The sequence below is a fragment of the Deinococcus sp. genome (assembly GCF_025362455.1).
Taxonomy (GTDB): domain Bacteria; phylum Deinococcota; class Deinococci; order Deinococcales; family Deinococcaceae; genus Deinococcus.
The window spans coordinates 1-3,775 of record NZ_JANYGJ010000180.1 but is presented as its reverse complement, the minus strand read 5'-3'; the positions used below and the strand labels follow the sequence as shown (position 1 = coordinate 3,775).

Annotated in this window: 3 protein-coding genes; 2 read left to right on the top strand and 1 reads right to left on the bottom strand. The window is 64.4% G+C overall.

Translation table 11 applies throughout. The features are described 5' to 3' along the window. Positions 1-2 precede the first annotated feature (2 nt). Together clpB and Q0R23_RS13560 are read left to right on the top strand one after the other, a co-directional pair. Positions 3-2,465 (top strand): ATP-dependent chaperone ClpB, encoded by a 2,463-nt coding sequence (clpB, locus tag Q0R23_RS13565; protein WP_293913817.1) that lies wholly within the window; start codon positions 3-5, stop codon positions 2,463-2,465. Between the two features lies 1 nt (position 2,466). After that, the gene (locus tag Q0R23_RS13560; protein WP_293913815.1) at positions 2,467-2,958 is read left to right on the top strand and encodes a DUF4279 domain-containing protein; all 492 of its coding nucleotides are present in this window, start codon (positions 2,467-2,469) and stop codon (positions 2,956-2,958) included. Positions 2,959-2,971: 13 nt separating this feature from the next. On the opposite strand, the gene Q0R23_RS13555 is transcribed toward Q0R23_RS13560, so the two are convergent. Continuing rightward, positions 2,972-3,775: EamA family transporter (locus Q0R23_RS13555; protein WP_293913813.1), on the bottom strand; the 804-nt coding region annotated here is incomplete at its 5' end.

Sequence of the window (3,775 nt, the reverse complement as noted above, 5' to 3'; positions counted from 1 at the left end):
TGATCACTCCTGAGCAGACCACGATCCAGGCGATCCTGCAGCAGCTCGGCGTCACCCCCGCGCGGTTGGCCAAAGCCGCAGAAGAGGGCTTGGGCGCGCTGCCGAAAGTGACTGGTGGTGAGCAATCGGTCGGCCCCGACCTCGCCCGCGTTTTCGATACTTCGGAATCCGAATCCAAGCGGATGGGAGATCAGTATATCTCCGTTGAGCACCTGCTATTGGGTTTGACCAAGGTGCCGAGCAAAGCTCAGGAACTTCTGGGGGCGCTCGGGGTTAACGAGAAGGAACTTCAAAAGGCTCTGCAAGCGGTTCGGGGTAATCGCAAGGTGACTGATCAGAACCCGGACGACAAATATCAGGCCCTCGAACGATACGGGCGCGACCTGGTCGAACTCGCTCGCAAGGGGAAGATGGACCCGGTGATCGGTCGCGATGCCGAGATCCGTCGGGTCAGCCAGGTGCTCACCCGGCGCACCAAGAACAACCCGGTGCTGATCGGCGAGCCGGGCGTGGGTAAGACCGCCATCGCCGAGGGGCTGGCCATGCGGATCGTGAAGGGCGACGTGCCGGAGGGCCTGAAAAACAAACGCATCATCGGGCTGGATATGGGCAGCCTGCTGGCGGGCGCCAAGTTCCGGGGCGAGTTCGAGGAGCGGCTGCGCGGCGTCATCGACGAGGTGATCGCTTCGGCGGGCGAGATCATCCTGTTCATCGACGAGCTGCACACCATCGTCGGCGCCGGAAAAACCGAGGGCAGCCCCGATGCGGGCAACATGCTCAAGCCCGCGCTGGCACGCGGCGAACTGCACCTGATCGGCGCGACCACCCTCAAGGAATACCGCGAGATCGAGAAGGACGCGGCCCTGGAGCGGCGTTTCCAGCCGGTGTTCGTGGACGAGCCGAACGTGGAAGACACCATCAGCATCCTGCGCGGCATCAAGGAGCGCTACCAGGTCCACCACAACGTCGAGATCACCGACCCGGCGCTGGTGGCCGCCGCCACGTTATCCAACCGCTACATCACCGACCGCCAGCTCCCCGACAAGGCCATCGACCTGATCGACGAGGCCGCTGCCCGGCTGCGGATGGCGCTGGAATCGAGTCCGGAGCGCATCGACCAACTCCAGCGCCGCAAGCTGCAACTCGAAATCGAGCGCGAGGCCCTCAAGCGCGAAAAGGACCAGGACTCGCAAAACCGTCTGCTGGACATCGAAGGCCAGCTCCGCACCCTGGAAGGTGAACTCGGCGAGGTGCGGGGCCGCTGGGAGGCCGAACGCGGCGAGGTGGCCCAGCTCCGCGAGAAGCGCGAGGCGCTAGACGCCGTGCGCACCGACATCGAGCGGGCGCGGCGCGACTACGATCTCCAGAAGGCCGCCGAGCTGGAGTACGGCACCTTACCGGCCCTGGAAAAAAGTGTGCAGGAGCTGGAGCGCAAGCTCAAGGGCGCCGAATTCGCCCACCTGGAAGTCACCGAGGAGGACATCGGCGCCGTCGTGAGCCGCTGGACCGGCATCCCCGTGACCAAGCTGATGGAGGGCGAGCGCGAGAAGCTGCTGCGACTGGAAGAAGAACTGCACCGCCGCGTGATCGGGCAGGATACGGCCATCGTCAGCGTGGCCGATAGCGTCCGCCGCTCGCGTGCGGGCCTCAGCGACCCCAGCCGCCCCACCGGCAGCTTCATGTTCCTGGGTCCAACCGGCGTGGGCAAAACCGAGCTGGCCCGCGCCCTGGCCGAGTACCTGTTCGACTCGCAGGACGCGATGGTGCGCCTGGATATGTCGGAGTACATAGAAAAGTTCAGCGTCCAGCGCCTGATCGGGGCGCCCCCCGGCTACGTGGGCTACGAGGAGGGCGGTCAGCTTACCGAGGCCGTCCGGCGCCGCCCCTACGCCGTGCTGCTGTTCGACGAGATCGAGAAGGCCCACCCCGACGTGTTTGGCGTGCTGCTGCAAGTCCTCGACGATGGAAGATTGACCGATGGACAGGGCCGCACGGTGGATTTCCGCAACACGTTGATTATCATGACCAGCAACATCGGCTCCCCGCTGATGCTGGAAGCCCAGGCACGCGGCGACGACGCTCAGAGCATCCGCGACGCCGTGCTGGGCACTTTGAACAATCAATTTCGCCCCGAATTCCTGAACCGTGTGGACGACATCATCGTCTTCGACGCGCTGACGCCCGGCGACCTGCGCCGCATCGTGGAGATTCAGCTCGGCAGCCTGCGGAGGCGCCTGGTCGAGCGCCGCGTGACGCTGAACCTGACCGGCGCGGCCCTGGACAAGCTGGCCCACGACGGCTACGATCCGGCCTTCGGCGCCCGGCCCCTCAAGCGCGTCATCGCCCGCGAGATCGAAACCCCGCTGGCGAAGGAGATTTTGAGTGGCCGCGTGCCCGACAATTCCAGCCTGAACGTCGATTACGTGGACGGGCGGTTCGGGTTCGGGGTGGGGGCGTTGAACTGAAGTGAAGTTAGATGAGATCGCCGCCTCTGGGAGTGGGGGCGGCGATCTCGTTTATGCTGGTGGGGTGACTTGCTATTTCATGGTCAGCGGTTATGAATTCGACCCTGACAACTTTCTAGAGCGTAGCGGATTGACTCACCCTACGCTGCGGGTCTGGCGCAAGGGAGAGGAGAGTTTACGACCTGGAGTGCTGCATAGTAACTCTGGTATCGACATCAAAGTGAGTGAAGCCAATGGGGACACATTCGACGATCAAGTGATTGAGGCCATTGCGTTTCTCAAAGATCAGTGGACTGCATTGGGTCATCTCTCGGCAGTGATGGGAAATGCTGATACGGCTCCAGCAGTCTACCTTGAGTTTTACATCGAGGACCGGGACGTGGGGCTTCAGGTAGACAATTTCCCGTCCGAGCTTCTTCGTCTAGCAGGAAATCTGGACATTGGAATTGACGTTTCACGCCTCCATTGGTCTATGCCTGACGACGGAGAGTAATCCTTACCCCGACTCACCCTAGCGGCGCGACTCCCTCTCCACTTCCGCTTTGCCTATCACTCCACGCCGCCCCCGCACTCGCGCCGATCACGCACGCCACCGCGACCCACTGCCGCACGCTCAGCACCTCATGGAGCACGGCCCAGCCCATCACGGCGGCCAGCGCCGGTTCCAGGCTCATGAAGATGGAAAACAGGCGGCGTGGCAGGCGCCGCAACGCGACCATCTCCAGCGTGTACGGCAGGGCGCTGGACAGCACGGCGATGCCCAGCCCGTGCAGCAGCAGCGTGGGCGTCAGCAGCCCCGGCTGGAAGCCCAACAGCAGCGTGAGCGGCACGACGATGAGCGCTGCGCAGAGCATCCCCACGCTGACGCCCTGGGTGCCCGAAAAATGCCGCGCCATCCGAGAGCCGATGACGATATACGCCGCCCAGAAGCTACCTGCCAGCATCGCCAGGCCCAGGCCCACCAGATTCACGCTCTGGCCCCCGCCCAGCGGTGAAATCAGCCCAATACCCAGCGCCGCCAGCCCGACCCAGATCAGGTCGCCTGCCCGCTTGCTGGACGCCACCGCCAGGCCCAGCGGCCCCAGGAATTCCAGCGTGACCGCCAGGCCCAGCGGCAGGTACTTGAGCGAGAAGTAAAAGCTCAGGTTCATCAGGCCCAGTGCGGCGCCGTAGAGGAGCGCAGCCCGCCACTGCCGCAACGTCAACTGTCTCAGCGGCGGGCGGAAAATAATCAGCAGCAGCGCGGCGCCCAGGCCCACGCGCAGCGCCGAGACGCCCGCGACGCCCAGCGCCGGAAACAGCCCCTTGGC